Raw genomic sequence first — 20,425 nt, forward strand, 5'->3', positions numbered from 1 at the left:
GCTCCCTCGCTTCATCTCATGCGCGCCAGCAAGCCCTTGGCATCAGTCATCTAGGCGCGTCACCTGCCAGTTCGTGCGTCCTTCAGCGGTGTGACTAATGTGTCGCGCGCCAGGCATATGCGTCCTGCCACGGGGGACCCGACCCTCCACTGAACGGGATGCATGGACCTTTGTCCTGGCAGAGCACGGTCCGGGCGAGTGGGTATGCGAGCAATCTGGTGATGCGCGAGCTGGACGAGACTGCCGCCGGCGGCCCGATTGGGGCCCGCCTGGCCACCTGGCGCCGCCACCGGGAACTGACTCGGGATGACCTTGCCTCCCGCACCGGCCTGGGGCTCGATTACCTCGCCGGACTGGAGACCGGCCGGGGGTGGGTGGACCGCCGTGGCCCACTGGCGGTACTGGCCAACGCCTTGCGGCTGGATGTCGCGGACCTGACCGGACAGCCCTACCCGCCACACGGTCAGGAGCACGCGGCGGTGCGGGCGGTCGCCTTCCACCTGCGGCGCAGCCTGGTCCGCCGGCAACCACCCACGGCCCCCGGCGTGCTGCTGGAGGAACTGGCGGAACGGACCCGGGCCGCCACACGGGCCGATACCGCGGGCGACGAGCATCATCTCGCGCTCGCGCTGCCGGAGTTGATCGAGGCGGCCGACCTCGCGCTGGCCACCGCTGCGGGGCCCGCGCGGGACGAGGCGGTGCGGCTGCGCGTGGACGCGCATGTGCTGGCCGCCGGGCTGCTGCGACGCCTGGGCTACAAGGACCTGGCGTGGATGCTGCTGCACCGGGCCCGTCCCGGCACCCGCGAACCGCTGCCGGTACTGGTCGAGGAGGTGCGGCTGCTGATCGACCTCGGCCTGCCGGAGTACGCGCTGGCCCGCGCCGAACGCGCCGAGGACGCCGGGGCCGACTGGGAGCTGCCGGCGCTGGCCGCCGTCGCCCAGGCCATGGCCGGACGCCGCCCGGAGGCCGAACGCCTCCTTACCACGGCCGCCGAACGGGCCGACGGCGCACGGGAGTCGGTCCTGGTAATCGCAGCCCGTGCCGCCGTCGCCGCAGAGGTGGGCGACGCGGCCGAAGCCGCCGACCATGCCCGCGCGGCGGATCATGCCGCACTCGACGGCGCCCCCCGCTCCAGTCTGCTGGTGGTCGCCGCGGCGGCCGAGGCCCGCCAGGACTGCGCCGACCAGGCCGCCGCCCGGCTCGTCGAGGCCGACGCGGCGGCACCCCTGCGGCTCCGGCTGGACCCCTTCGCCCGGGACCTGGTCGCGGCGCTCAACGACCGCACCACCGTTCACGCCTCGGCGGTGCGTGATCTGGCCGAGCGGGCCGGGCTGCGGTGATGCCGCCCGTCTGGCGGGAAAGACCCCTGGGGGCAACAGGCTCGCCCTACGCTACGGCTGAGGCATGGGAGTTGAGGCGGGGGCGATGAACGAAGAGCAGGCTCGGAGGATCGGCGAGCGTCTGCGGTCGGCGCGCCGCCAGCGCGGGATGAGTCTGCGCAACCTCGCGGGCATGGCCGGGGTGTCGGTCGGCTACCTGTCGATGGTGGAGAACGGCCAGCGGCTGCTGGACCGCTCCAGCCTCATCACCTCCTTCGCCGAGGTGTTGCAGATCGCCCCGTCCGAGCTGACGGGCCAGCCCTTCGCCCCAGTGGACCCGCACACCAGCGCGGCTCACGAGGCGATCCCCGCTCTGCGGCTGACGCTGATGGGCCTGACCATGGCCACCCCACCGGACCGTCGCCCGCCTCAGGTTCCGGCGGTGGTGCTGACCGAACGGGTGGCGAAGGCCAACCAGCTCTATCACGGGGCCGAATACGGCACCCTCGCCGCCGGTCTTCCGACGCTGCTGGCCGACCTGCACGCCGCCACCGAGGCCGCCGACGGCGCCGCCCGCCGCGAGCTGCTGAAACTGCTGGCGGACGCCTACCATCCGGCCTGCACCCTGCTGTTGAAGAACCTCGGCTACACCGACTTGGCGTTCATCGCGGTGACCCGTGCCGCCGAGGCGATCGGGGAGCTGGACGACCCGGTCTACTCCGCTCTGTCAGGCTTCTTCCACACCCATGTGCTGATGGCGGCCGGCAGTCCCACCCAGGCCCTGGCACAGGCCACCGCCGCCGCCAATACCCTCGAAGCGCACCTGACGAGCCCTGATGCCCATGCGCTGCTCGGCGAACTCCACCTGATCTCCGCCACCTCGCTGACCCAGGACCGGCAGCGACCCGGCAACACCCGCGCCGAGGATGTCTGCGGCCATCTGGCGGAGGCCGCCAAGCTGGCCGGCCGCACCGGCGAGACGCGGGCCTGGCACCTGAACTTCGGCCCCACCAACGTCGGCATCCACAAGGTGAGCCTGAACACCGACCTCGGTCAGCACGGAGCGGCCGTCACCGCCGGGAACGGGGTCCATCCCGAGACGCTGGCGGAGGCTCCCGGACGACAGGCCGCCTTCCACGCCGACCTGGGCCGGTCGCTGGCTCATCTGCGGGGCCAGGAGGCCCAGGGGGTCGCGGCGCTGCTGAAGGCCGAGGAGATCGCACCGCAGCGCATCCACGCCAACGCACCGGTGAGGAACACCGTCGAGTTCCTCACCGACCGGCAGTTGCCCGCCCACGCCGCGCGGGACCTGCGCGGTCTGGCCCACCGCATCGGCCTGCCGCTCTGACCGGCAACATCTCCCTGCCCCGGCTGAGCACATAGGTCCGTACGCGGTTGAGCACGTTGGTCTGTACGCAACACCCCGCACCCGAGCGGGCGTTCCCCACCGACCGACTCTGATACGGGCTCAGTGTCGTGGGTTCACCGTCGTGAACACCCTTGCGTGCTGGAGCGCTTACCTTCGGTCACGGTCCGGGCTGCTGCCGCTCGGAGAGAGGGTGAGCCCCGCGATGTCCAGCACTGTAATGCGCCACGACTTCCAGGTGATCTCCGAGGCTGAGTACGTCCCGCTGGCCCGCCGTGAGACCGCCAAGGTCCTTGCCGACTGGGGGATGTCCGAGGAGGTCGTGGGCACCGCCTGCCTGATCATCAGTGAGCTGGTGACGAACGTGGTGCGGCACGCGGCCGTGCTCTCGCCCACCGCCGCGGTCACCCTCGCTGTCGAGGAGCAGCCCGCGCTGGTGCTGGCCGTCGCGGATGCCCACCCGCTCAAGCCGAAGCCGCTGCCCGCCGCGCACGACCTCGGTGGCCGCGGCCTGTTCCTTGTCGACGCCTTGGTGAGGGAAGTCCACGGCAGAGCCGAGGTCCTCCCGGAGACCGCCACGGGCGGCAAGCGGATCACCATCCGTTTTCCCCTGGCCCCCGATGCGGCCTGATCCACAGCACGGCACCAGCATCAGGCGGCGGCTACAGAGCCGTTGACGACCTGCACCTCGTTTGCACACGAAACAAACCCGCTGTCGGTCACCGCTCCCCGAGCGGTTTCATCGAGCTCACGCCGGCGCCGACCAGCGCCGGTGTACCTGGCGACACTCACGGCCCCGAGGCCCCACGGCTCCACGAGACTCACCCGCTGCCGGACCGCCCGCGACGCGAGGACGACAGCGGTACCCGAACAGCACCCCGAAAACCCCAAGAGACAGGAGGTTCCGCGTGTTCATCGACATCCCGAGCGAACTCGAAGCCGCTCTGATCGACCTTCCTCTCCCTACGTGGGAACTGGACGGTTCGTTCCTGGCGAAGTCCACCATGGAGCGGTACCGGACCGAGTTGACGGCCAACCCGCGGTTCGAGGAGACCGCCGCGACACTGCGCCACGCGCTGACCAGGGAGGGCGGCGGATACGCCGTGCTGCGTCTGGGGAACCTCGCCAAGGCGCTGGGGACCGGCGACCGGTTCCGGCGGCTGGTGACTGGCTTCGCGGCCGAGGTGGCGGTCCCCTTCTCGCCCTTCCCGCGGTGGCCCCTGTGGAAGGACATCGGGGTCAAGGTCGACAAGGACCCCGGCAAGTCCAGCGGCATCGGGTACAACGCCTTCCACCTTGCTTCCGGGCAGGGTGCTTGGCCCTTCAGGGCCGGGGTGAATGCCCGCTCCCGCGTAGCGGGGCAGGAATAGCCGAATCGCCGTCAGGGCGATTCGGCATTTCGGAGGCGACGGCGTCGAGGCCGGCCTCAAGCAGGTGCAGCATCTCTGAGTTGAGGGACCGCCGGTCGGTGGCCGCTTGGCCGGTCAGCCGCTGGTGCAGTTCCTCGGGGAGGCGAAGCGTGAACTTGAGCATGCCGTCATTGTGCCGCTACTGTGACGGCATGTCACGTTTCCGGATGTACCCGACGAGCGCGCAGGCGAGCACCATGCTCGGCCACTGCGCGCACGCCCGGTACGTGTGGAACCTCGCCGTCGAGCAGCATTCGCACTGGTATAAGGGCCGAAAGGCCGCGCCCGGGTTCGCCGAGCAGTGCCGCCAGCTCACCGAGGCCCGGCATGACAACGAATGGCTGGCGGCCGGGAACGCCGATGTACAGCAGCAGGCCCTCAAGGACTTCGCCAAGGCCAAGGACGCCAAGTTCACCTCCGGCTTCGGTGAGCCGACCTGGCGGAAGAAGTTCATGCATGAAGGCTTCCGGGTCATCGGAACCGGCCGCGTTCCGGAGTTCGATGCGGACGGCTCGCCGAAGCTGAACCCGAAGACCGGCAAGCACGTCATGGGCCGCTCGGTTGTGGTGCAGAAGCTCAACCGGCGGTGGGCCCAGGTGAAGGTGCCCGGCTGTGGCTGGGTCAGGTTCCGGCTCAGCGTCAAGGGCAAGGGCGCCGTGCTGCCGGAGGCGAAGACATTCCGGGTCACCTTCAAGAACGGGCAGTGGCACATCGCGTTCGCCGTCATCCCCGAGCCGGTCGATGCGCCCGGCACGGGAGAGGTCATCGGCATCGACCGGGGCGTGAAGATCACAGCCGCCTTGTCGGACGGACGGAAGCTGAACTGCCCGCAGCTCACAGCGAAGGAACGGGCGCAGATCCGCAAGCACCAGCGCCGCGCCGCCCGCGCACCCAGGGGCAGCGACCGCAAGACGGCCGGGCACGCGAAGGTTGCCCGGCTCAGGGCGAAGGAGGCGAACCGGCGCAAGGACTGGTGCGAGAAGACCAGCACCATGCTCGCCCGCGCCTACGACCTGATCCGGTTCGAGAAGCTGAACATCAGGAATATGACCGCCTCCGCCAGGGGAACGGTCGAGCAGCCCGGAAAGAACGTACGCCAGAAGGCCGGGCTGAACCGGGCGATCCTCGCCCAGGGCTGGGGACTGCTCCGTCGGCGCACCGGACACAAGGCCCCCCGCCGGGTCGAAGACGTACCCGCACCCTTCACGTCCTTGCGGTGCAGTGCCTGCGGATGGATCGAGAAGAACTCGCGCAAGAGCCAAGCCGAGTTCGTCTGTGTGTCCTGTGGGTTCACCTGCAATGCGGATGAGAACGCCTCAATGAATGTCGCGGCAGGACAGGGCGGGATTCCCCGCCCCCGGCGATCAGCCGGTGCCGGAGGGGTGACAACGGCTACCGGCCGTTCGAACACCCGTGAACCTCAACCCACCCGGGTTGGAATCCCCCTCTTTTAAGAGGGGGAGGATGTCAAATGGACCTGGTGAACGCGAGCCTGCCGCCGGACTACACCACGCTCCTGTGCGTTCGCCCCGACCCGCTCGGCGGCGGCCTCAGCATCCTCTCCGACGCCCACGCGGCGGTGGCGCGGCTGTCGGAGGGCTGCCGCGCCCTGCTGGCCGAGTCGGCCTACCACTACGGGACCTTCTTCGACCTGTTCGGCGTGGGCGAGGAGTACAAGCCGTTCCCGATCCTGGACGGCTCCGACCCTGTCGAGGGGTTCGTCCGGTTCACCGCCAAGATGCTGGCGAGGTCCGAACTCAGCCAGGCGCACGCCGAATCCGCCAGGGAACTCGCCGAGGAACTTGTCCGGGGGCAGGTCTCCTTCATGCTCCAGCCCGGGGACTACCTCATCGTGGCCCAGCGCCGTTTCCTGCACGGCCGGGAAGCGCTCCACAGCGGTCAGGAGACCATCCCGGCCGCCGACCGCCGGTTGCTCCTCCAGTTGTTCCTGCGCGCGGGGGCCGGCGCCGGCTCGGCCGCGTAGCCGGCCGACGCCACCGGTGACCCTCCGAGTCCCGCTCCTGGGTCCAGCCCCCGAGCACGCAGCTCGGCTACGGGGCGGGGCCTGGTCGGGCACACCCAGAAACGGCTGCGTACCGGGTTCCCCGGGCCCGCGCGCGTTAGATGCGCGAGTTGCGCAGGGACTGCCAGACAGCGCCGGCCAGCGCCCGCGTCGCCTGCGGGACCGACAGATCCTCGTGCTCGCGGTACAGCGACCAGTTGTACTTGACCAAGGACATCTTGTTGGAGGACAGCGATCCCGTCTGGCCCGCTCGGTACACGGCGAGCGGTTCGGCCAGTCCGCGAGCGTCGGCGCCGTCTCGCATGATGCTCAGCCACAGCGCGTAGTCCTGGCGCTTGCGCATTTCCGGCATCAGCCGGGTGCCCAGGGCGTTGCGGTCGTACATGGCAGTGAGGGCGCCGATGTAGTCCCGGCGCAGCATCGCGCGGTAGTCCACGTGCCCGCGCGCGCGGATCACCCGCCCGTTGGGGACCCAGTCGATGCTCTCGCCGTCGTAGTCGGCGTCCATCTTGTAATAGCTGGTGAACGTCAGCGGCGCATCGCCCTCGGCGGCGAAGGCGAGCTGCTTCTCGGTTTTCTCCGGCAGCCACAGGTCGTCGGAGTCGAGGAACGCGACGTAGTCCCCGCGGGCCCGCTCGATCGCGAGGTTGCGGGCCCGGCCCGCACCGCCCCGCTCGGGCGCTGTCTTGGGCAGTACGCGCTCGTCCTGGGCGGCGAACTCCATCAGCAGGTCCATGGAGCTGTCGGAGGACTGGTCGTCGGTGACCAGCAGCTCTACGTCAGCGTGCGTCTGCGTGAGCACCGATCGGACGGCCGCGCCGAGGGTGGCTGCCGAGTTGTAGACGGGCATCACGACAGACACCAGGGGCACAGCACTTCTCCTTGCCAGACCAGGAACGACGGTCCATTCAAACACCGCAATCGAGTAGGAGCTGCCATGCAGATAGTTGTCGCTGGTCAGGGCTACGTAGGGCTTCCCCTGGCCGTACGCGCCGCAGAGGTGGGGCACCGTGTCGTCGGCTACGACGTGGACCCGCACCGCGTCCAGCAGCTCGCCGCCGGCCAGTCCTGCGTGCCCGACCTGACCTACATCGAGTCCTGCGCCCGGACACTGAGTGAGCACCTGCGCCACGGCGCGACGGTGGTCCTGGAGTCCACGAGCTATCCCGGCACCACCGAGGAGCTGCTGCTGCCGATCTTGGAAGAGACCTCGGGCCTCAAGGGCGGGGCAGACTTCCTGGCCGGCTTCAGCCCCGAGCGGATCGGAAACAAGCGGTGGTCGTTCGACGGGACGCCGAAGCTGGTGTCCGGAATCGACGCCAAATCGCTCGACGTGATCAAGGACTTCTACGACGGCATCTTCCAGACCACGGTGCCGGTGTCAGGGCCGAAGGTCGCCGAGCTGGCCAAGCTGCTGGAGAACACCTTCCGGTTCGTCAACATCTCCATGATCAACGAGATGGCGATGCTGGCCGATGCCCTCGGCGTGAACATCTGGGAGGCGATCGACGCCGCCGCGACCAAGCCGTTCGGATTCACGAAGTTCACCCCGGGGCCGGGGGTCGGCGGGCACTGCCTGCCCGTCGACCCGATGTTCCTCTCGTGGAAGGCCCAGCGGGAGCTTGGCATCCCGGTGTTTCGATACCGGCCTCGGGACTGGTGAGGTCGCGTCCTGTGATGATTCACGATGCCAGGACGTAGATAAGCTGTGAGACACCTCGGCGTTGAGACAGGTTGACAGATCGCATAAGGCCAAGTACGCGGTCACTGGCTCCGGTCTCAAGCTCCGCATCCACCCGCTGGCCGCAGCCCTTGCGCACGACCAGCTCGGCCGGCTCGACGGCTACCTCGTCGGCAGGGCCGAGATTGCCGACTACCTCACCGCCGAGTTCGCCCGCATCCCCGGCTTTGAGGTCACGCCGATGCCCGATGGGGTGGTCCCGTCCTGGTATGGGTTGACGCTCACCTACCACCCCGGCGAGCTCGACGGCTTGAGCGCTGAACGTTTCCACCAGGCCCTGATCGCCGAGGGCGCGACCGAGTTCGACCGGCCCGGCTCCACCTGTCCGATGAACCAACTGCCGCTCTACCAGCGCCCGGCGATGCTGTTCCCCAGCCACCCGCGCTCCCACCGCCACTACAAGGCCGGGGACTTTCCCGTCGCCGAGCATGCCTACGCGCACACGATCAAGCTCCCGGTCTGGCACCGTGAACAGGATTGTCCGCTGGCCGAGCAGTACGTCCGCGCGGCCTTCAAGGTGAGCGACCACCACACGGAGCTGTTGCAGTGACGTCCCCCTTCGCCGATCCTTCGTTCGCTCCGAGCTTGCTCTTCGACGCCAAGGAGGCCGGCGTCACCCGGTTCGTCGTCGCCGCGGCTATCACGGACGGGGACCGCGTTCTCCTCCTCCGTCGACCGGAAGACGACTTCATGCCGGGCCTGTGGGAGCTGCCGTCCGGGAAGGCCGAGCCGGGCGAGGAGTTCGAGAAGGCCCTGCTGCGAGAGACCTGCGAGGAGACGGGCCTGACGATCGACCAGGTAGCCGCATACGCAGGGCAGTTCGACTACACCTCAAAGAGCGGTGCCCTCACCCGCCAGCTCACCTTCGAGGTCACCGTCGAGAAGACCGCGCCGATCACCCTCACCGAACACGACGACCACACCTGGGCCGACCGCAGCGAACTGCCTGGCGTCAGCGACGCTGTCCAGGGACTGATCGCCCGCTGACCAGCCGGCCACCGACCATGCACAACGACAGCGACCTCATCACCCAGGTCCGCGCCGACGAGCTCTTCGCCGAAGAGGGGCTGAGGCCCGTGGCCGGGCGGCCCGGAGCGGACGCTGCTGCGCTCCTCCGGGCCGCCCGGACACAGGCACCCCGCCATACCCTCACCAAGCCCGCCCCCGGGCCCCCTTCGCGAACACCGGACTCGTCGCACCCGCCGGGGCTTCCCGCAGCGGCTCGGCGATCTCCTCCGCCGTCGGCCCCACCCGGGCCGCGATCCGGTCCAGCGACGTCAAGTCGAAGCCGTACACCCGCGCCGCGTTGCCGCCCGTCATCGCCGCCACCTCCTCGCGCGGCAGGCCCGCGTACGCGGCGCGCAACCCCTCCCTGGTGTGCGGATATGTGCCCTCGTCATGTGGGTAGTCGCTGCCCCACATGATCTTGTCGAGGCCGATGCGATGGCGTAGCGGCACCTCGTGCGGGCGCATGAAGCTGGCCCCGACGAAGCAGTTGTCGCGCCAGTAGGCGCTCGGTGCGCGCACCGCCAGGCCCGTGCCGAACTTGGCCTCGGCCGAGTCGAGTTGCCCACGGGGAATACCCAGCCGCCCGTGGTAGTAGTCGAGGGTATCCAGCACTGCGGGGATCCATCCGGCACCCTGCTCGGTGAGGACCAGGCGCAGGCCGGGGTGGCGTTGGAAGGCGCCGCCGAAGGCCAGGTGCCACAGGGCGCGGTGGGAGAACCAGGTGGTCTCCACCATGAAGACCGCCCGGGCGGCCGGTTCGCCGCCCAGCGGCGGGGAGGCGGAGCCGCCATGGTGGTTGACGGGGACGCCGAGTTCGGCACAGACCGCCCAGAGCGGATCGTAGACGGCGGAGTGCAGCTCGGGGAGGCCGCTGCCGGGCGGGGTGCCGGGCAGCAGGATGCCGCCGGTGAGCCCGGCGGCCTTGGCGCGCCGTACCTCGCGTACGGCCTCGTCCACGTCGTTGAGCAGGATCTGGGCGACCCCGGCCCGGCGGTCCGGCGCGAGCGAACAGAAGTCGGCGAGCCAGCGGTTGTGGGCGCGCAGGCCCGCCCAGCGCAGGGTGTGCTCCTCGTGGGTGGGCGCGGGGGCGAGGAGGGCGGCGCTGGGGAAGAAGGGCGGGATGGTGTTGGGGTAGACCACCTCGGCGACGATGCCGTCGGCCTCGAGTTCGGTGAGGCGGCGGTCGGAGTTCCAGTTGCGGTCGGCGGTGTCGGCCAGCAGGTCCTCGTACGGGTTGACGTAGGTGGCCGCCCAGGCGTCGAAGGCGTCGTGGTGCCGGTGCTCCAAGTAGGGCCGGTAGTCCAGGAGATCGGCCCCGGCATGGCAGTCCGCGGAGATGACGGTATATCGGGGGCTGCTCACGGCTCCGTCCCGATGCGCGGGAAGTCATGGCCGGTGAGCCAGTGCCTGCCGGTTTCGCGTGACCGGCCCCAGGACGCCTCCACCGCCGACTGGTCGGCGCTCTGGCCGAGTTCGGCCGGGGTGGGGCCGATGCGGCGGGCCAGCGGCGCCAGTGCGGCCGTGTCGAAGCCGAAGGCCTCGGCAGCGGACAGGCCCAGCATCCGGCGGGTTTCGGCGACCGGTATGTCGTGGAAGGTGTTGCGCAGCCACTCCCGGGTGGCGGGCCAAGTGCCCTCCGGATGGGGGAAGTCGGAGCCCCAGAGGATGTTGCCGACGCCGATCTCATAGCGCTGGGCCAGCTCGCGCCGCTTGGTGTTGGTGGCGCAGATGAAGACATTGCGGTCCAGGTACTCATGTGGCGGGCGGTCCAGCCCGGCGAAGGGCGAGAGCTTCTTGCCGCCGTGCGCACCGAGGTAGAGGCGGTCCATGAACCACAGCAGATTGGGCAGCCACCAGCAGCCGGACTCGGCGATGCCGAAGCGCAGCGCCGGGTGGCGTTCGAAGACTCCGGACCAGAGCAGGAACCACAGCGGCCGGGCGGGCCACCAGGTGACCTCGGTGACATAGATGCCGAGGTGATCGCCGTACTCGTGGCGGGGCGTGGCGCCGGAGTGGGTGAGCAGCGGCAGGCCCGCCTCGGCGGCGGCCGCCCACACCGGGTCGTAACTCCGGTCGTGGTAGGGCGCGTTGGCGCACCACATGGCCGGGATCAGCAACGCGCCGAGACCGGACTCCTTGGCGTGCTGGATCTCGGCGATGACCTCGGCCGGCTCGGCGGTGACCGGTAACAGTGCGACGCCGCAATGCCGCTCGGGGTGCTGCGCACAGAACTGGGCCAGCCAGCGGTTGTGCGCCCGGGCGCCCGCCATGCCCAGTTCGGGGTCGTGGTCGCCGGAGAGGCCGAGGCCGACCCCGAAGGGCGCGGCGGTCCGGCTGTCCACGGCGTCGGCGTCCGGGAAGACGACCTCGGCGGCCACTCCGTCCCCGTCCAGCTCCTTGATCCGCTGTGCCGGGTCCCAGCCGCCGCGCAGCCCCTCTTCGTGATCCTCGAACCACTTGGCGGCGAAGGCCTCGTTGCGCACGCCCAGCCGGGTCATCTCGGCGCGCCTGGCGGCTCGTTGGCCCAGGAAGTCGTCGAAGGCCCGGTGGAAGCGGCGCTCCAGATACGGGCGGTACTCCTCGGTGGGCAGCCCCGCGTGGCAGTCGGAGGAGATGACCAGATAGGGATCGTCGTGGGCGGTCATCGTGGGTCTCCTTCCGGCGGCCGGTCGAGGATCTGGCGCACATCGTCATAGCGCTGGTGGATGTAGGGGAGGAGAGCCCGGGCGCTCACCTTGGCGACGACGCGCCCCCGCTGCGCGGTCGTCCGCTCCCCCAGGGTGATCCGCACCAGGTGCCGCACCGGCAGGTCGGCGACCGGGTCGTACATCGACTCGCGCAGCACCACATCGCCGGTGACCGACTCCAGGCTGCGCACCTTCTCGGTGCGGGTGCAGTAGACGAGCAGCGGGTCGGCGTCAAAACCGTCCCCGTCCACGCCGGGCAGGAACTTGAAGTAGAAGTCGAGCCGTTCGCTCTCCGGCGGCAGCGGGAGCGTCCCGCCGACCGCGCCGCGCACCTCGACGAAGGCGATGCCGTGCCGGGCGAGGTGCGCTCGTACGACCAGGCCGTCGCGCCGGACGACGACCTCGCCCAGCTTCTTCGGCTCCCCGAACACCTCGCGCCCGCCGGTCAGTGCCCGCTCCTGGGTCATCGGCATCACCAGCGGATACCAGCCGTCGTGGCCGTCGTGCCGGGCGGCCACCGCCACCGAACCGGCGCCCAGCGGCTGTCCGTGCAGGCCGACCGTGCTGATGGCGGCCCTTACCAGGGGGCGGGCGGCGGGCTCGAGCGGCGGCGGCAGTACGGCCGCCACCGCGTCCGGGTCGCTCTCCCACAGCGCCACCACGCCCGTGGACCAGATGTCGGGCACCGCCGCTTCCCGCTCCGCCCGGATCTCGCCCGGGTCGTGAGGGCCGTACCGTACGCGTGTCATGCCGTACCTCCTTTGTCCCTGTAACAGGGTTACAGGGACTGACGGGTAGGGTAAAGAGGGCTGCACGGACCGGAGTTGGGGGTGGGTGGCGATGACCCGGGAGGAGGTGCTGGACGCCGCCGCCCGGCTGGTGCGCGAACACGGGCCGCGCGCGCTGACGATGCGTCGGCTGGCCGAGGAGCTGGGCGCCGCCGTCACCGCGATCTACTGGCATGTGGGCAACCGCGAGGCGCTGCTGGACGCCCTCGCCGAGCGCACTCTCCAGGAATTCGCCACCATCCACCCCACCGGGCGCACCCCTCGCGCCCGCATCATCTCCATCGCCCGGGCGCTCCGCCGGGAGTTGCGTGCCCGCCCTCATCTGATCGCGATGGTCCATGAACGCGGCCTCACCGAGCGGCTGTTCCTGCCCGCGCGGCAGGCCCTGATCCGCGAGGTCCACGCGGCCGGGCTGCGCGGAGCGCGGGCCGCGCAGGTCGTCCAGGCCGTGCAGTTCCAGGTGGTGGGGTATGTGCTGGTGGAGCGCGCGGCGGCCCGGGGGCCCGATCCGCTGCCCGTCGGTTCCGGGGAGGGCACGGGCGAGCGCGACCCTGCCCTGCAGCGCGCCCTGGCCCGACCGCCGGATCCCGGGCGGCTGTTCGAGGTGTCGGTGCGGGCACTGGTGGACGGGCTGCTGGGCGGCTGATCCACGGCGGACGATCCGGCGCCGGAGCGTATGCCATCCAATGTATTCAGATGTATTCTCGCCTGGTGACCGACACCACGATCAAGATCACCAGCGAGATCAGGGACCGGCTGCGGATACTGGCCGAGGAACGGGGCACCAGCACGCGCAGCCTGATGGAACGGCTGATCGCCGAGATTCCCACCGAGGCCGAGCGTGCGGAGCGCACCGCACGGGCTCTGGCCTATGTCCGCGCGAACCTGTGCCCGGACCTCACCGACGACGAGGTGCGGCAGGCTCAGCAGTGGCGGGCCGACATCGCAGCCGGTCGCACCGGGGATCGTAGGTGATCATTCTCGACCACACGGCGGTCCTGGCCCTGTGCCGAGGACATCGCCTGCTGTCCGGCCTCGCGGTCGTCGAGATGGATGATCCCGTCCAGCGGGCGTACGTTCCCGCACTGTGCTTGATCTCCGCGAGCCTTGAACTGCCCCGAGCGACGGCTCATCTCGGGGCGCTGCCGGGCCTCGAGTTCCTTCCGCTGGACTTCGCCGCTTCCGCGGCCGTCGAACAGGCCGTCTCCTCGGGCGTCGACTGGCGCCACGCGCACGCCGTCTGCGCGGCCGTCTCCGGCACCGTTGACGGACACGTACTCACCGCCGCACCCGAGGCGTACGACGGAACCGGAGTGTGGGTGGTCGACATCGGCAAACCCTGAGACAGGGGTGCATGGTGGACCGATGTCCACCTTCCGAGTGGTTCGGGGTTCCATGACGCCCTGCGGCTCGGTCCGGCGGGTCGCGGCCGTGAACTCCTGGCGCAGTCGGCCTGATCCGGGATCGGGGAGACGGTCCGATCACGCGCTGTCAGTGGCGGCCCGTAAGCTTTGTGACCATGCTCGAAGACCGCATCGCAGCCGCACCGCCCACTGAGTGGCCGGCCGCGTATCCCGAGGGATACGCGGTCGTCGACGTGGAGACCACCGGGCTCGCCCGGGACGACCGGATAGTGTCTGCCGCGGTGTACCGGCTGGACACCCGGGGCCGGGTGGAGGACCAGTGGTACACGCTGGTCAACCCCGAGCGTGACCCCGGGCCGGTGTGGATCCACGGCCTCACCTCCGAAGTCCTCGCCGGCGCACCGCTGTTCAAGGACATCGCCGAGGAGTTCGCCGACCGGCTGGCCGGGCGGGTGCTCGTCGCGCACAACGCGGCCTTCGACTGGTCGATGATCGCCCGTGAGTACGCCCGCGCGCGGGCCGAGGTCCCGGTGCGCCAGCGGCTGTGCACCATCGCGCTCTCCAAGGAGCTGGGGCTGCCGCTGCCCAACCACAAGCTGGAGTCCCTGGCCGCGCACTACGGCGTGGTGCAGCAGCGTGCGCACCATGCGCTGGACGATGCCCGGGTGCTCGCCGAGGCGTTCCGGCCCAGCCTGGAGCGGGCGGCCCGGGCGGGGCTTCGGCTGCCGCTGCTGGCCTGCCAGCCGCTGACCGAGTGGTCGGACGGCCCCTCGGCCACCCGTTCGGCGAGCATCGGCTATCAGCCTTCCTACCGGTCCGCCAGCTGGCGGCCCAGCCGCAGGCGGCCCGCCTGCCCCTATCCCAACCCCGGCCGCTATAAACCGGGTAATCAACTCATTCAGGGCATGCGGGTCGCATTCTCCGGTGACACCTCCATAGACCGGGAACTGCTGGAGGACCGGGCCATGGAGGCCGGGCTGCACATCGCGACCAGCGTCTCCCGCCTCACCAGCCTGCTGGTCACCAATGACCCCGGTTCTCTCACCTCCAAGGCCGCCAAGGCCCGTACCTTCGGGACACCGGTGGTCGACGAGGCCGCCTTCATACAGCTGCTCTCCCATGTGACCCCGGCGGCGGGGGGCGGCGCCTGAGGCGTGTCCCACCGGTCGGCGCGGGCGCCGGACACCCACCGGCCGGGGGGCGAGACCCACCAGGTACCGTCAGTCGCGTGTATCGCTTCCTGCTGACCCGGCAGTGGGTGATCCTCACCCTGGTGGGGCTCGTCCTGATTCCGGTGATGATCAAATTGGGCTTCTGGCAATTGCATCGCCACGAATCCCGGGTCGCGCGCAACCACCAGATCGGCCGCCAGCTCTCCGCTGCTCCCGTGCCCGTCACCGAACTGAGCACGCCCGGCCACGATGTGCCGCACCAGGACGTCTGGCGCAAGATCACCGCCACCGGCACCTATGACACCAAGGGCGAGGTCGCGGTCCGCTACCGGACCGACGACTCGGGCACCTCGGGCTTCTTCGTCGTCACCCCGCTGGTGCTGGACAACGGCCAGGCGGTGCTCGTCAACCGGGGCTGGATCCCGGCCGACAGCGGCCAGATGAAGTTCCCGGAGGTCCCGGCCGCGCCGTCCGGCAGAGTCAGCCTGACCGGGCGGCTGCGAGCCGACGAGACGACCGGCAGCAGCGGCATCCGGGACATCAAGGGCCTGCCACCGCGCCTGGTGATGCTCATCAACAGCAAGCAGCAGGCCGAGAAGCTGCACCGTACGCTGCTCGGCGGCTATATCGAGCTCGCCTCCCCCACCTCCGACAACCAGCCCAAGGCGGTTTCGCCCCCGGACCACAGCAGCATCGGCAACCACATGGCATATGCGGTGCAATGGTGGCTTTTCTCCGCCTTCGTACCGATCGGCTGGCTCATCCTGGTCCGCCGCGAGCGCCGCGATCAGCCGGCGGCGGCCGCCGCACCTGCCGAGGCGGCGCAGGAGGACGCTCCCGCCCCTGCCGTTTCCGGCCAGTCCACGGCAGACTGACCACATGGATCTTGGACTCAAGGACCGGGTGTACGTACTGACCGGCGCGAGCCGCGGGCTGGGCAATGCCACCGCCCGTGAACTCGTCACCGACGGAGCCCGCGTGGTGATCTCCGGGCGGGACGAGAAGGCCACCTCCGCCGCGGCGGCCGAACTCGGCCCCCAGGCCCTGGGCATGGCCGCGGACAATGCGGACCCCGCCACGGCCGGGCGGCTGATCGCCACCGCCCGGGATGCCTTCGGGCGCTTCGACGGCATTCTCATCAGCGTGGGCGGCCCACCGGCAGGATCGGCGGCCGACAACGACGACGAGCAGTGGCGCACGGCCTTTGAAACCGTCTATCTCGGCGCGGTCCGGCTGGCCCGGACGGCCGCCGCGGAGCTCTCCGAGGGCGGAGTGATCGGCTTTGTGCTGTCGGCCTCCGTCCATGAGCCCATCCCCGGGCTGACGATCTCCAACGGCCTGCGCCCCGGTCTCGCCGGGTTCGCGAAGTCGCTCTCGCTGGAGCTGGGGCCGCGCGGCATCCGCGTCGTGGGCCTGCTGCCGAGCCGCATCGACACGGACCGGGTGCGTGAACTCGACTCCCTCTCCGGGGACGCGGAGGCGATGCGGGCGCACCACTCGGCACAGATCCCACTGGGGCGCTATGGCACTCCGGCGGAGTTCGGCAAGTGCGCCGCGTTTCTGCTGTCGCCCGCGGCCTCCTATCTGACGGGTGTGATGCTGCCCGTCGACGGCGGTGCGCGGCACGGCTTTTGACGGACGGTCAGAGCACGCCCGAGCGGGCTTGCCGGAGTCCGGTGCGGTACCGCACCCTCCGAAGGGCGCGGAGTGCTCAGCCGACCCGCTCCGCGCGATGCCGCACCACCCGCAGCCGCACCACCGCCGGCAGCCGCTCGAGCCCCACCGAACTCCGTGCGTGCTCGAGCACCTCCGCACTCAGTGAGCGCAGCGCGGACGCGGGAGCCGCATGCGGGGCCAGGGTCAGCGTCACCCTGGCCTCGGGGGCCGTACCCCGCCCGGTCAGCACCACCTGCGCATGGTCGACCCCGGGCAGCGAGGCGGCCTCGGCGGTCAGCGCCTCCTCGAGCGCCGGGCCGCGCACCAGCACCACCCCTGCTCCGTCGTCACCACCCACGGTCACATCACGCGGCCTGCGCCGCCCCAGCTGGGCCGGCAGCCACCACAGAGCGAGCAGCATCAGCACGGCGAACACCGCGATCACCACCGGCCACCACCAGCCCCGGTCCCGCCACTTGCGCCGGTCGGCGGCGCTGAGCAGCACATCGTCGGGCCCGGCGAAGGGCCACCCGGAGGGCAGCGAGAAGTGCCAGCGCCGCTGCAGGTCCAGCGCCCCGACCAGCACGGCGGCGCCAAGAGCCACCAGCACCGCACCGGTCAGCCCGAGCAGCGCCCGGTTGACGGTCTTCAGCACCGTGCGCTCACCCGCCTCACCGCCGCGCCGCGCGGTGCACCCGCACCGCCAGGACCGGCTGCCGGGCGAGCCCCAACTCCCGTACCCCTTCGGCCAGTACGGCATCCACATCGGCGCGCACCTCGGCCAGGTCCCGGAAGTGCGACCGGGCGCGGATGCGGATCACCCGGCGGCCGGCGTCGGCCCGTACGGACTGCACTCCGGAGACCTCCATCACCCGGTCCCGGAGCACCAGCGCCGCGGCCCTGCGGTCGAGACCGGCCCGGGTCCCGGGCGTCTCGCGCCGCATCGGCAGCACTCCGCGCAGTCCCGGTGTGACGGCCAGCGCGATCAGCCAGAGGCCCAGCAGCAGGGCGGCCACCGCGGCGCCGATGATCCAGGCATCGCCCAGCGGACGGGTGGCCAGTTCCTGGGCGAGCCGGCGGCGCCAGCTCATGGCGGGCCACCCGGCCCGTACCGCCGCCACGTCATAGAGGAAGGCCGCGGCGGCGCCCAGCACGGCGGCCGCGAGCAGGGCGGCCGGCGCCCGCCGGGCCGACCAGAAGCGGCCGGGCCGTTCCGGTGCCGCCTGTCGGGGTCCCGCCTCCTTCGGCGCGCCCGCCTTCTCCGGGGCGCCCTCTTTCCCCGGGGCCTCCTTCCCCAGGGGTGTGGGACCGTCGTTCATCGCACCCGCTCCGCGCTTGCGCGGTCCGTGTGCGGCGAGTGCAGCCGCTCCACCGTGATCACCACCTCCGGCACCGCCATGCCCGCCAACGCCCTTACCCGTTCGATGACTTGGCGGCGCACCTCGCGGCACTTGGCGCCGATGTCGGCCGGATAGCCGAGCTCCAGAAAGAGACGTACCCGCGCGGAGTCCTCGCGCACGACCACGGACGCATGCGGTGGCGCATGGCTCTCCCGGGCCGTGTCGGCGAGCGCCTCGCGCGCCGCCTGGGCGGCGATCTTCGCCACCACACGGTCCGCGATACGGGTCGCCCCGCGCTCGGCCGACGCCACGGTGCGCCCGCCGCCCATCACCTACCGCCGCCGTCCGTCGCGGTCCCGGCCGCGGTCCCGCGGCCGGAAGAAGTCACCGGGCTCCAGGTCCCCGTCGAGAAACCGGCCGGCCACAAACCCGATGGCGCCCAACGCCGCCACCAGCAGAAAGGCCCCGAAGCCGCCGAAGTACCCGGCGAACCCGAGCGCCATGCCGGCGATCAAGCCGACCACGGCCATACTCATCGTGCGCTCCTCCACGGTCCGGCCCCGGCCCGGTCACTGGATCCTCGGTGCCGGTTCTTCCTCTTCCTCGTCCGGCAGCTTGACGTCGCTGACGGCGATGTTGACCTCGACGACCTCCAGGCCCGTCATGCGTTCCACCGCCGTGATGACGTTCTCCCGCACCGCGCGGGCCACATCGGCGATGGCCACCCCGTAGTCCACGACGATCTCCAGATCGAGCGCGGTCTGGACCTCGCCGACCTCCGCCTTCACTCCACGGGTCAGGGACCTGCCACCGGGCACCCGGTCACGCACGGCGCCGAAGGTGCGCGCGAGGCCACTGCCCATGGCGTGCACGCCGAGCACCTCACGGGCCGCCAGTCCGGCGATCTTCTCCACCACACCGTCGGCGATGGTGGTACGGCCACGGTCGGCCGCTGCGACGGGCGCTTCCTTGGCCGGGCCGTCCGGGCCCGCGGCGCCTTCGGTCCGGTTCCGCTGCGGGGTGTCGGTCATCGTCGATCGCCTCTCTTCCCGGGGAAGGAAAACGCACCGGTCCTTTTGCCACCTTAGGGGGTGTCCGATGGGTCGGCACGGGCTCGGGGAAGCCGACCGGGCGTGCGGACGGCGCCGTGACGCTACTCCCCCAGCCCCGCCAGATCCCGCAACCGCCGTGCCTGCGCAGCCCGCTCGGCGGCCCGCTGGGCCTCATACGTCCGGCCGGGGGCACCCCGCAGCAGGGCCTTGGTCTCGACCACCGCGTCCCGCGGCGCGGCCAGCAGTGCGGCGGTCAAGTCGTCGGTGGCCGCGGCGAGTTCGGCGACCGGGACCACCACATTGGCCAGCCCGATCCGCTCGGCCTCGGTCGCGTGCACAAAGCGGCCGGTGGCGCAGATCTCCAGGGCCCGGGCATAGCCGACCAGCCCGACCAGGGGATGGGTTCCGGTGAGATCGGGGACCAGTCCCAGGCTGGTCTCGCGCATCGCGAACTGCGCATCGTCCGCGCACACCCGCAGGTCGCAGGCGAGGGCGAGCTGGAAGCCCGCACCGATGGCATGGCCCTGCACCGCGGCTATGGAGACGATGTCGGTGCGCCGCCACCAGGTGAACGCCTCCTGATACGCGGCGATTTCCGCGTCCAGCGCCTCGTCCGAACCGCGTGCCAGGTCGAGGAACGAGGATTCACCGGGAAAGCCCTCGGGCGTGAAGGCCTGCCGGTCGAGGCCCGCGGAGAAGGACTTGCCTTCACCGCTCAGCACCACCACCCGCACGCTCCCCGGCAGCAGCCGCCCGGCCTCGGTGAGTGCCCGCCACAGGGCGGGCGACTGGGCGTTGCGCTTGGCGGGGTTGGTGAGGGTGATCGCGGCAACCGCGTCATCCACGGTGAGCCGTACGCCGTCCTGGTCGAGCAGGGCCCTGGGGCCGGTCATGGGAGCCTCCGAAATCGGCTGCAGTCACTCTTGGTTGACTGCACAGTAACCACCCGGCCGACTGCTCGGCCGACCGGGTGGCACTGCCCACGCTCACTGCCCGGCAGGTGCGCGGTGTCAGGCCGAGGCGGCCTTCTTGCCGCGCGTGGCCCCACCGCGACCCCGCAGGATCACGCCGGATTCGCTGAGCATCCGGTGGACAAAGCCATAGGAGCGGCCGGTCTCTTCGGCCAGCGCCCTGATGCTCGCACCGGAGTCGTACTTCTTCTTCAGGTCTGCCGCGAGCTTTTCGCGCGCGGCGCCGGTCACCCGGCTGCCCTTCTTCAGAGTCTCGGCCACCCGTGCCTCCTCATGGGAGATGCGCCTCTTGGCTCTCATGATCACCCCTAGCCGGGATCCTGGCCACCCATTCGGCAAGGTCGATGACAGAAGGTTTCCGCTCCCCCGGCCCGGCAGCACGCCCGGAACAACCGATTCCGCCGGGTTGGGTCCGTACGGCCGTACGGGTGGCGGAGCGAAGTGGCAGGTCAGGCGCGACCCCGGAGGCGCGGTGGCGAAGGGTGGCCGGGTGCCGGTGGGGTGCGTGCGCCGGAGCGTTCCGCCA

At 70.8% G+C, this 20,425-nt stretch carries 26 protein-coding genes and 1 pseudogene; 15 read left to right on the forward strand and 12 right to left on the reverse strand.

All coding sequences use genetic code 11. The features are described 5' to 3' along the window. Window positions 1-158: 158 nt before the first annotated feature. From ABCR83_RS25335 to ABCR83_RS25350, 4 genes are all read left to right on the forward strand, one after another. Window positions 159-1,343, forward strand: a complete 1,185-nt coding sequence (locus tag ABCR83_RS25335; protein WP_462697493.1) for a helix-turn-helix domain-containing protein — start codon at window positions 159-161, stop codon at window positions 1,341-1,343. An 85-nt stretch (window positions 1,344-1,428) separates the two neighbouring features. After that, on the forward strand, window positions 1,429-2,670 hold the full coding sequence (locus ABCR83_RS25340) for a helix-turn-helix domain-containing protein (protein ID WP_462697494.1): 1,242 nt from the start codon (window positions 1,429-1,431) through the stop codon (window positions 2,668-2,670). Window positions 2,671-2,893: 223 nt separating this feature from the next. Continuing rightward, window positions 2,894-3,319, forward strand: coding sequence for an ATP-binding protein (locus ABCR83_RS25345; protein WP_462697495.1), 426 nt, complete (start codon window positions 2,894-2,896; stop codon window positions 3,317-3,319). Between the two features lie 277 nt (window positions 3,320-3,596). Further along, window positions 3,597-4,058, forward strand: coding sequence for a hypothetical protein (locus ABCR83_RS25350; RefSeq protein ID WP_462697496.1), 462 nt, complete (start codon window positions 3,597-3,599; stop codon window positions 4,056-4,058). Here the strand turns inward: ABCR83_RS25350 and ABCR83_RS25355 are convergent. Next, window positions 4,012-4,221: an Arc family DNA-binding protein gene (locus tag ABCR83_RS25355; RefSeq protein ID WP_462697497.1), complete on the reverse strand. Its 210-nt coding sequence runs from the start codon at window positions 4,219-4,221 to the stop codon at window positions 4,012-4,014. The genes ABCR83_RS25350 and ABCR83_RS25355 overlap by 47 nt on opposite strands. A gap of 28 nt (window positions 4,222-4,249) precedes the next feature. On the opposite strand from ABCR83_RS25355, the gene ABCR83_RS25360 reads away from it, so the two are divergent. Next, window positions 4,250-5,551 carry an RNA-guided endonuclease InsQ/TnpB family protein gene (locus ABCR83_RS25360; protein ID WP_462697498.1) on the forward strand — a complete coding sequence of 434 codons (1,302 nt, stop codon included), beginning with the start codon at window positions 4,250-4,252 and terminating at the stop codon, window positions 5,549-5,551. Window positions 5,552-5,568: 17 nt separating this feature from the next. Continuing rightward, entirely contained in the window at window positions 5,569-6,081 is a 513-nt protein-coding gene (locus ABCR83_RS25365; RefSeq protein ID WP_462697499.1) for a TauD/TfdA family dioxygenase, read from the forward strand. Window positions 6,082-6,217: 136 nt separating this feature from the next. On the opposite strand, the gene ABCR83_RS25370 is transcribed toward ABCR83_RS25365, so the two are convergent. Continuing rightward, on the reverse strand, window positions 6,218-6,991 hold the full coding sequence (locus ABCR83_RS25370) for a glycosyltransferase family 2 protein (protein ID WP_450666911.1): 774 nt from the start codon (window positions 6,989-6,991) through the stop codon (window positions 6,218-6,220). Between the two features lie 66 nt (window positions 6,992-7,057). On the opposite strand from ABCR83_RS25370, the pseudogene ABCR83_RS25375 reads away from it, so the two are divergent. The 3 genes and pseudogenes from ABCR83_RS25375 to ABCR83_RS25385 all read left to right on the forward strand — a co-directional run. Next, window positions 7,058-7,747 (forward strand): annotated as a pseudogene (locus ABCR83_RS25375) (nucleotide sugar dehydrogenase); the annotation flags it as partial. Window positions 7,748-7,844: 97 nt separating this feature from the next. Then, complete coding sequence (locus ABCR83_RS25380) at window positions 7,845-8,411, forward strand: DegT/DnrJ/EryC1/StrS family aminotransferase (RefSeq protein WP_462697500.1); 567 nt, start codon at window positions 7,845-7,847, stop codon at window positions 8,409-8,411. Then, complete coding sequence (locus ABCR83_RS25385; protein WP_462697501.1) at window positions 8,408-8,848, forward strand: NUDIX domain-containing protein; 441 nt, start codon at window positions 8,408-8,410, stop codon at window positions 8,846-8,848. Before ABCR83_RS25380 ends, ABCR83_RS25385 begins: the two co-directional genes overlap by 4 nt. A gap of 162 nt (window positions 8,849-9,010) precedes the next feature. Here the strand turns inward: ABCR83_RS25385 and ABCR83_RS25390 are convergent, their stop codons facing one another. From ABCR83_RS25390 to ABCR83_RS25400, 3 genes are read right to left on the reverse strand one after another with little or no spacing between them, the layout of a single operon-like run. Next, entirely contained in the window at window positions 9,011-10,231 is a 1,221-nt protein-coding gene (locus tag ABCR83_RS25390; RefSeq protein WP_462697502.1) for an amidohydrolase family protein, read from the reverse strand. Then, a complete protein-coding gene (locus ABCR83_RS25395; RefSeq protein ID WP_462697503.1) occupies window positions 10,228-11,514 on the reverse strand; it encodes an amidohydrolase family protein in 1,287 nt (428 codons plus the stop codon). Before ABCR83_RS25395 ends, ABCR83_RS25390 begins: the two co-directional genes overlap by 4 nt. Further along, entirely contained in the window at window positions 11,511-12,305 is a 795-nt protein-coding gene (locus tag ABCR83_RS25400) for an acetoacetate decarboxylase family protein (RefSeq protein ID WP_462697504.1), read from the reverse strand. Before ABCR83_RS25400 ends, ABCR83_RS25395 begins: the two co-directional genes overlap by 4 nt. A gap of 91 nt (window positions 12,306-12,396) precedes the next feature. Between ABCR83_RS25400 and ABCR83_RS25405 the strand changes: the two genes are divergently transcribed. The 6 genes from ABCR83_RS25405 to ABCR83_RS25430 all read left to right on the forward strand — a co-directional run bounded on the left by ABCR83_RS25405 (window position 12,397) and on the right by ABCR83_RS25430 (window position 16,515). After that, a complete protein-coding gene (locus ABCR83_RS25405; protein ID WP_462697505.1) occupies window positions 12,397-12,990 on the forward strand; it encodes a TetR/AcrR family transcriptional regulator in 594 nt (197 codons plus the stop codon). A gap of 65 nt (window positions 12,991-13,055) precedes the next feature. After that, window positions 13,056-13,319: a hypothetical protein gene (locus ABCR83_RS25410; protein ID WP_462697506.1), complete on the forward strand. Its 264-nt coding sequence runs from the start codon at window positions 13,056-13,058 to the stop codon at window positions 13,317-13,319. Then, window positions 13,316-13,687: a PIN domain-containing protein gene (locus tag ABCR83_RS25415; RefSeq protein ID WP_462697507.1), complete on the forward strand. Its 372-nt coding sequence runs from the start codon at window positions 13,316-13,318 to the stop codon at window positions 13,685-13,687. The genes ABCR83_RS25410 and ABCR83_RS25415 overlap by 4 nt, the downstream gene beginning before the upstream one ends. 176 nt (window positions 13,688-13,863) lie before the next feature. Then, window positions 13,864-14,859 carry a DEDDh family exonuclease gene (locus ABCR83_RS25420; protein ID WP_462697508.1) on the forward strand — a complete coding sequence of 332 codons (996 nt, stop codon included), beginning with the start codon at window positions 13,864-13,866 and terminating at the stop codon, window positions 14,857-14,859. 77 nt (window positions 14,860-14,936) lie between these two features. Continuing rightward, the gene (locus ABCR83_RS25425; RefSeq protein WP_462697509.1) at window positions 14,937-15,755 is read left to right on the forward strand and encodes an SURF1 family cytochrome oxidase biogenesis protein; all 819 of its coding nucleotides are present in this window, start codon (window positions 14,937-14,939) and stop codon (window positions 15,753-15,755) included. A gap of 4 nt (window positions 15,756-15,759) precedes the next feature. Next, a complete protein-coding gene (locus ABCR83_RS25430; protein WP_462697510.1) occupies window positions 15,760-16,515 on the forward strand; it encodes an SDR family oxidoreductase in 756 nt (251 codons plus the stop codon). 76 nt (window positions 16,516-16,591) lie between these two features. Here ABCR83_RS25430 and amaP read toward each other — a convergent pair whose 3' ends face one another. The 7 genes from amaP to ABCR83_RS25465 form a co-directional block, all read right to left on the reverse strand. After that, on the reverse strand, window positions 16,592-17,191 hold the full coding sequence (gene amaP, locus ABCR83_RS25435; protein WP_462697511.1) for an alkaline shock response membrane anchor protein AmaP: 600 nt from the start codon (window positions 17,189-17,191) through the stop codon (window positions 16,592-16,594). A 16-nt stretch (window positions 17,192-17,207) separates the two neighbouring features. Then, window positions 17,208-17,855: a DUF6286 domain-containing protein gene (locus tag ABCR83_RS25440; protein ID WP_462697512.1), complete on the reverse strand. Its 648-nt coding sequence runs from the start codon at window positions 17,853-17,855 to the stop codon at window positions 17,208-17,210. After that, on the reverse strand, window positions 17,852-18,205 hold the full coding sequence (locus tag ABCR83_RS25445) for an Asp23/Gls24 family envelope stress response protein (RefSeq protein ID WP_462697513.1): 354 nt from the start codon (window positions 18,203-18,205) through the stop codon (window positions 17,852-17,854). The genes ABCR83_RS25440 and ABCR83_RS25445 overlap by 4 nt, the downstream gene beginning before the upstream one ends. Window positions 18,206-18,208: 3 nt before the next feature. Continuing rightward, complete coding sequence (locus ABCR83_RS25450) at window positions 18,209-18,412, reverse strand: hypothetical protein (RefSeq protein WP_462697514.1); 204 nt, start codon at window positions 18,410-18,412, stop codon at window positions 18,209-18,211. A 33-nt stretch (window positions 18,413-18,445) separates the two neighbouring features. Beyond that, window positions 18,446-18,907 carry an Asp23/Gls24 family envelope stress response protein gene (locus tag ABCR83_RS25455; protein WP_462697515.1) on the reverse strand — a complete coding sequence of 154 codons (462 nt, stop codon included), beginning with the start codon at window positions 18,905-18,907 and terminating at the stop codon, window positions 18,446-18,448. 122 nt (window positions 18,908-19,029) lie between these two features. Beyond that, entirely contained in the window at window positions 19,030-19,821 is a 792-nt protein-coding gene (locus ABCR83_RS25460; protein WP_462697516.1) for an enoyl-CoA hydratase/isomerase family protein, read from the reverse strand. A gap of 117 nt (window positions 19,822-19,938) precedes the next feature. Further along, on the reverse strand, window positions 19,939-20,160 hold the full coding sequence (locus ABCR83_RS25465) for a helix-turn-helix domain-containing protein (RefSeq protein ID WP_030366669.1): 222 nt from the start codon (window positions 20,158-20,160) through the stop codon (window positions 19,939-19,941). Window positions 20,161-20,425: the final 265 nt, after the last annotated feature.

This window comes from Streptomyces xingningensis (assembly GCF_054957865.1).